5 protein-coding genes are annotated in these 6,533 nt (G+C 49.2%); 2 read left to right on the forward strand and 3 right to left on the reverse strand.

What is annotated here, in order from left to right; genetic code table 11:
- Positions 1–222: 222 nt before the first annotated feature.
- A complete protein-coding gene (locus H6F50_RS03160) occupies positions 223–1,176 on the reverse strand; it encodes a metallophosphoesterase (protein ID WP_190426240.1) in 954 nt (317 codons plus the stop codon).
- Positions 1,177–1,320: 144 nt separating this feature from the next.
- Here H6F50_RS03160 and H6F50_RS03165 point away from each other — a divergent pair, with 144 nt between their 5' ends.
- Positions 1,321–2,361, forward strand: a complete 1,041-nt coding sequence (locus H6F50_RS03165) for a hypothetical protein (RefSeq protein WP_190426243.1) — start codon at positions 1,321–1,323, stop codon at positions 2,359–2,361.
- Between the two features lie 89 nt (positions 2,362–2,450).
- Here H6F50_RS03165 and H6F50_RS03170 read toward each other — a convergent pair whose 3' ends face one another.
- On the reverse strand, positions 2,451–2,606 hold the full coding sequence (locus H6F50_RS03170) for a hypothetical protein (protein ID WP_190415069.1): 156 nt from the start codon (positions 2,604–2,606) through the stop codon (positions 2,451–2,453).
- A 213-nt stretch (positions 2,607–2,819) separates the two neighbouring features.
- On the reverse strand, positions 2,820–3,521 hold the full coding sequence (locus tag H6F50_RS03175) for an N-acetylmannosamine-6-phosphate 2-epimerase (protein WP_190426246.1): 702 nt from the start codon (positions 3,519–3,521) through the stop codon (positions 2,820–2,822).
- A gap of 136 nt (positions 3,522–3,657) precedes the next feature.
- On the opposite strand from H6F50_RS03175, the gene cobN reads away from it, so the two are divergent.
- A partial coding sequence (cobN, locus tag H6F50_RS03180; protein ID WP_190426249.1) for a cobaltochelatase subunit CobN occupies positions 3,658–6,533 on the forward strand: 2,876 nt, incomplete at its 3' end.

Here is a 6,533-nt window from a genome sequence, read left to right on the forward strand (position 1 = left end):
TGATGCCTGCCACGATGCCTAAATGATCGATATCTTTGACTTGGATGTTGGTGGGCTGTTGAGTCATTGCTTAAAAATACCTCTGACTCTACCAGCAACCTGCGGAATCTGGGATAAAGGCTCTGTTGCCCATCGACATCTAGCTGCTCATATATGACAAGATTGGGAAAGTAGTACACAACAGGTATTTTACTTTCAAGCGCTTGACTTTCATAGTTTGAATCAGGCTGAGTGCAGCGGAATGATGCCTTGGTCGAAAATGCGGTTATCGGTGCCGATACCGCTAATGATTATTCTGTCTGCATATACATTAAGTGCCGCAAAACTCAATTGACTAGTACAATGCGCCGTCCATTCTGAACGTTCCACCGGGCGGAGTCCTGCCCCTGCCCCACAGATGAGGTAGGTAGTACCATTGATGGGCTGAGTGCGCTCATAATGGTGGTCGTGACCGTTGATGTAAAGTTGCACTCCGTACTTTTTAAATAGTGGCGTCAAGGTTTGTATAAAGGGTTGATTAACCCCGTATGCACCCGATGAATAAATCTGGTGATGACCAACAACTACTTTCCAAGGGGCATTACTGCGAGTGAGTTCTTTTTCTAACCATTTTAGTTGAGTTTCCCAGTCAGCATTCTCATTAGTATCTAAAGCAAAAAATTGTACGGGGTTGCGGCGGAATGTGTAGTAGCGTCGTCCCTGCATATTAAAGCCTGGATAGCGCACTTGGGGTTCTCCGTTATCGGTGCGGATGTCGTGATTGCCAAGAACCGCCTGAAATTTTACTCCGCGCCGCAATAAAGCTTGATAGGGGCGCTCAAAGACATCGACAATTTTCTCGATTTCACCGTTGTTGTAAATATTGTCACCCGCAAGAATTGCTAAATCAAAGGGCTTTAGCGCGTGGTAACGAGCCATTGACGCTGCTACAGCATACTGGCTTGCCGAACCAGTGCCGGTGTCAGCGACGGAGACAAAGCGCAGGAGAGGGGATTGTGATGAACTAACCGTTGTCGATTTGAAGCCTAAGTTGGAGGAAGGGGAGGTTTTGGAAGTCTCTCCTGGGTTGATATCCTGACTCTGAGCGATTTGGCTGCGGAATTTTCTGACCAAAAAAGCTAAGCCGAAGCCACTGAGGCTACTTAAAATTAGAAAGTCACGGCGTTTAAGGGGCATGGATTACTTGATTAAGAGTTACGTAAGTTGGGCGCAAGTCGATTAAAGCAGAATAGCAAAGTGGTAGATTAGGGCTGTGAAGGCAGCATTCGGTAAAAATTTACCGTAATTGCACCTATTTGCACTGCCCTCAGGGGAAATTCGATGCCAGAAGATCAACCGAAACAGCCAACTTCTTCAGCTAAACCGGCACCCCAAACGCCGACGCCCACGGGGGCAAAAAGCCAATCGGGAAAAGCCCTCCAGCAAATTTGGGCTAGATTCCAACCCGTTCTGAAAGTGCAAAGCCTTAAAACTCTGCGTGGCACAATTCAGCTACTGGAAGGGGTTGTCGAAAAACTGGAGGCAGAACCTACCGAACAGTTACCCTCAAGGACTCCTTCTCCTCCGGAAAAGGTGGTATTTCAACCTACTGAGGGGGTGACAGAGCTGACGCCAGAAGTAACGCCAGAAGTAACGCCAGAAGCACCAGCATTGGCTACAGAGACGTCAGCCCTGGAAACCTCTGCGGACACGCCAGCACCAGAGACACCTCCTGCTGAGGTGGTGCCTTTGCCACCGACGCCGAGTCCTCTAGAGAGGTTCCGTCAGAGTTGGATGCGCTTTGTGATGTTGTGGAATGCGACGCTGGCGAGAATCCGCTCAATTCTGCCGGAATCAATCAGTCAAAAGCTGTCGAATACGGCTTTGTCGGGCGCGATCGCAGGCGTTCTTCTCGTAGTACTCTGGACAACAGCCGCCCTAATACCTGGGAAGCCTCCGACTGACGTGGCGAATCTTCCGACTTCACAAATTACCACTCCACCGGAATTAAAAGCGCCTGAAGCACCGGAACCCGTGGAAACGGTGACGCCGCCTCCCCCAGTGCTGACTCCAGAGCAAAACCTGATTGCCTCTATCCAAAATCGAGTCACTGAAATTACCAGCCAATATGAAAATGGGCTGATTCAGTCGATTGAAGCTAACTTTCCAGGCAGTTTGCTAATCGTGAAGGTAGGAGATGCTTGGTACAATCTCTCTGTCTCTAAGCAGGACAAATTAGCTGCTGAAATGTTGCAACGTGCTAGGGAACTCGACTTCAGCAAGCTACAAATCGCCGATTCTCAAGGCGACGTGCTAGCGCGTAGTCCAGTCGTGGGAAACACGATGGTGATTGTGAAGCGGCGTCAACTGGCGGCGACTTAGTTGTTGCGCGGGTGCCGCCAAATCTACCTAAAATACTTTTTCTGGTTATACCTTCGAGGCATCGAGGGTATTTTTGTTTTTGCACTTAACTACCGATTTCCCGCACGCACCGATTGGGGCGGATTGTTAAAGTTCAAACTTTGGGTTGGCAGCATCCAGGTAATCAGCAATCCCTGAAATGCACCTACTGCAACCAACGCCCATAAAAAGCCGGTTTTCCTGATAACTCGTGGTAAAGCGTGCATAAAAATTACCCTAGGTAGCGCCCTGGCACATTCACAATTTTTTAGACCACAAAGATAACTAGAGCAATCTTTGTATGCCTCTACCTAAAGAAGTATATCCCAATAATTACCTACGTGCTGAGACTAAATCTAGAAAAAAACTGCTGTTTCACGAGAAATACTGATGATTAAGTAGCCAAAGTTTTAATTATCACAATTGTTTTTAGCTAAAAATTATGATTTTTCGAGACTTGGGAAAGCAGCACGGTACATTTTTACGTTGTAATCTATACCTGTAATGGCGGTACCGACGACAACAGCATAAGCTCCTAATTCCAAGGCGTGTTTAGCTTGCTGCGGTGAGGCAATGCCACCTTCACAAATTGCTGGAACGCTTAGCTGTTCGACTATTTGGGCGAGAAGATCGAAGCCGGGAGGAGCCAGATTTTTTGTTTGGGCAGTGTAGCCATAGAGCGTGGTACCGACAATGTCTGCACCAGCCGCCGCCGCCGCGATCGCGCTCTCTATCGTATCCACATCAGCCATCACCGGCTTGCCTAATTCATCGTGAATCCGGGAAATGAGTGTTTCTACTGTTTCCGCGCCTGGGCGATCGCGTAAAGTAGCGTCAATGGCAATAATGTCCGCACCGGCTTGAGCGATCGCTTCCGCGTGTTCAAACTGCGGCGTAATATAGACTTCGTACCCCGGTATCTGTTGTTTCCACAGCCCGATAATCGGTGCTTTTACCCGTTCCCGGACTGCTTTTACATGAGCGGGTGTATCAATTCTGACACAGACGGCTCCGTTAAGGATAGCGGCTTGCGCGATCGCGGCGATCGCCGATGGCTCATGTAAAGGCGAGTCAACCGGAGCCTGACAAGATACAATCAGACCTTGACTCAGCGCGTTTAATCCTTGGGAATTTTGGTTCATGGTTTATCGTCAAATGCCATGAACATTGAACAACGAACCATGAGCTTTGAGCAATCCACTTTCAGCCAAGTATGAGAAAGTCATACCTTGGCAAGAGCGAATCTCAAGAGCCAATCTAAAATCTAAAATCGCTATTATGCATCGTCTAGCCGCTACTCCTGGGGGATGGAATCCTGACGCTGAAGGCGTCATTTTTATCGAACAAACCCCTGCCCCGATCGTCCTTCTCACCGCAGCTGACACCGATATTCAAACTCTCGCCGCAGCAGTATCCAAATTGCCAGAGGGATTTCCAGCGCTACGAGTCGTCAATCTCTTGCAGTTGCAGCAACAGCTCAGTATTGATACTTACGCTGAGGAAGTGCTAGAGCAGGCACAGGTAATTATTCTACGGCTACTGGGAGGACGTTCTTACTGGTCTTACGGGTTAGAAGTAGTACGCGAGACAGTGCAGCGAACGGGTGCAGCATTGATTGTCCTGCCAGGAGACGATCGCCCAGATCCTGATTTAATCAGTCATTCTAGTGTTTCTCTATCAGTTGTGAACCAGTTGTGGCGCTACCTCATCGAAGGGGGCGGGGAAAATTTCGCCAACGCCCTAAAATTTATTGCTGATGTTTGTCTAGAAGGTAGCTACAATCCCCCAGCACCGCAAGAAGTTCCTCGCGTGGGGCTTTATCAATGGGAAATGAGGGATGAGGAAGACAATCAGAAAAACCTAACCCCCCAGCCCCCTTCCCTACGAGGGCAGGGGGAGAATGACGCCTCTCTCCTTGCTGGAGAGGGGTTGAAGGAGAAATTAAAGCCAAAAGTTGGAATTTTGTTCTATCGCGCTCATTATTTAGCTGGAAATACAGCAGTCATTGATGCTCTTTGCCAAGCATTAGCCGCCCGAAAATTAGAACCCGTCCCCGTTTTTGTCTCTTCCCTGCGAGATCCAGATGTGCAGGAAGAAGTGTTGCAACAACTCCAACCTAAAGATGCAGAACCCATACAGGTTTTGCTGAGTACCACCAGCTTTGCGATTAGCTCATTGCCAAGCGCGAATGGTCAAAAATTAGCGATGAGCGATGAGCCATTAGCACTCAGTACCTTAGATGTACCAGTGTTGCAGGTAATCCTCAGCGGTGGCACGGTGGAACAATGGGAATCTGGGTTTCAGGGGCTATCGCCACGGGATATGGCGATGAATGTAGCGCTACCAGAAGTGGATGGGCGGATTATTAGCCGTGCGGTTTCGTTTAAGGCGGTGCAAACCCGGAATCCTCAGTTGGAAACGGATGTGGTGGTTTATGAGCCAGTACGCGATCGCATTGAGTTTGTTGCTGACTTAGCCTCTAATTGGGTAAAACTACGCCAAACTCCACCATCTGAGCGGCGAATTGCCCTAATTTTGGCTAATTATCCCAACCGAGATGGGCGTCTTGCCAATGGTGTTGGGTTGGATACCCCAGCAAGTTGTGTAGAAATCCTCAAGGCGTTGCAGTTGGCTGGGTATCAGGTTGAAGATATTCCAGCAACGGGAGATGAATTGATTGGGCGTTTAACGGCTGGGGTGACGAACGATCCGGAGGGGGAATTGCGCCCAGTCGGGCAATTTGTCTGTGGGGAAGAGTATCAGGAGTATTTTGCGACGTTGCCAGTGGGCGTGCAGAAGGGAATATGCGCTCGCTGGAGTTCGGTTTTGGAGATGAACCGCACTAGCAAAGCCATGCGCGTTAGCGCTTTAGACGCTAAGAACGCGAAGGAAGAGAGGGAAGAGAGATTTATTGAGTTAACTGGTTCTGTTTCTGAATTCCCGATTCCTGGTATTTATCTGGGTAATGTGTTTGTAGGGATTCAACCAGCGCGGGGTTACGATATTGACCCTAGTTTGAATTATCACGCCCCGGATTTGGAACCGCCTCATAGTTATCTTGCTTTCTACTATTGGGTGCGGCAACATTTTGGGGCTGATGCAATCATTCATGTGGGGAAACATGGGAATTTGGAATGGTTGCCGGGTAAAAGTGTGGCACTCTCTGAAAATTGTTATCCAGAGGTTGCTTTTGGCGCATTACCTCATCTTTATCCTTTTATTGTCAATGACCCTGGCGAAGGTTCGCAAGCTAAACGTCGCGCCCAAGCGGTAATTATTGACCATTTAACGCCGCCGATGACTCGCGCTGAACTTTATGGTTCTTTGCAACAATTGGAAGGATTAATTGACGAGTATTATGAAGCCCAGAGTTTAGATCCGTCGCGCCTGCCAGTGATAAGCGATCGCATCACTCAGCTAATCCTTGAAGAAAACCTCCATCAGGATTTAGGGTTAGAAACTCTTAACAACAGGGGTGAGGAAATCCAAAATTTCCTTACTCGCGCTGATGGGTATCTGTGCGAATTGAAAGAGGCTCAAATTCGAGATGGTTTGCACATTTTTGGGCAATGTCCGCAGGGGCGACAACTCAGAGATTTAATAGTAGCGATCGCTCGTCATCCCGGTACTCATCGGATTGGCTTAACCCGCGCGATCGCCCAAGATTGGGGTTTAGATTTCGACCCCTTAACAGCCGATCCCGCTCAACCGCTTCCTAGCAGCGCGGAACCCCCCCCTACCCCCCCCGTTCACAGGGGAGGCAAAGAGCATACAATTGCAGCCTATCGAACTGCCGGTGATGCAGTTGAAGCATTAGAACAACAAGCAGCTAACTTGGTGGAATATCTGTTTATCGCCGCCTCTCTTTCCACTCCCTCTTACCCCCCCCTCGCTAATGGAGAAGCTTGGGGTGGGGTTGATTTAAGTGATGCCACCCCCCTATTCACCCCCTCTTGCCCCCTCCCCGTTAACCAACCGGGTTGGGGTGGGGTAGGCACTGCCACGCAAAAAGAACTGGAGTGGATACGCAACTCCCTCCTGCCTTCCCTGCAACAAACCACCCAAGAAATCACCAACCTATTGCGAGGTTTAGATGGGCGCTTTGTCCCTAGTGGTGCCTCTGGCGCACCAACACGAGGACGCCCAGACGTTCT

Source organism: Coleofasciculus sp. FACHB-712 (assembly GCF_014695635.1).
In the GTDB taxonomy this organism is placed as follows: Bacteria; Cyanobacteriota; Cyanobacteriia; order Cyanobacteriales; family FACHB-T130; genus FACHB-T130.

Coding starts and splice junctions, on each gene's coding strand:
- H6F50_RS03175 (WP_190426246.1), bottom strand. CDS start 3,521: ATGAACCAAAATTCCCAAGGATTAAACGCGCTGAGTCAAGGTCTGATT.
- H6F50_RS03160 (WP_190426240.1), bottom strand. CDS start 1,176: ATGCCCCTTAAACGCCGTGACTTTCTAATTTTAAGTAGCCTCAGTGGC.
- H6F50_RS03170 (WP_190415069.1), bottom strand. CDS start 2,606: ATGCACGCTTTACCACGAGTTATCAGGAAAACCGGCTTTTTATGGGCG.
- H6F50_RS03165 (WP_190426243.1), top strand. CDS start 1,321: ATGCCAGAAGATCAACCGAAACAGCCAACTTCTTCAGCTAAACCGGCA.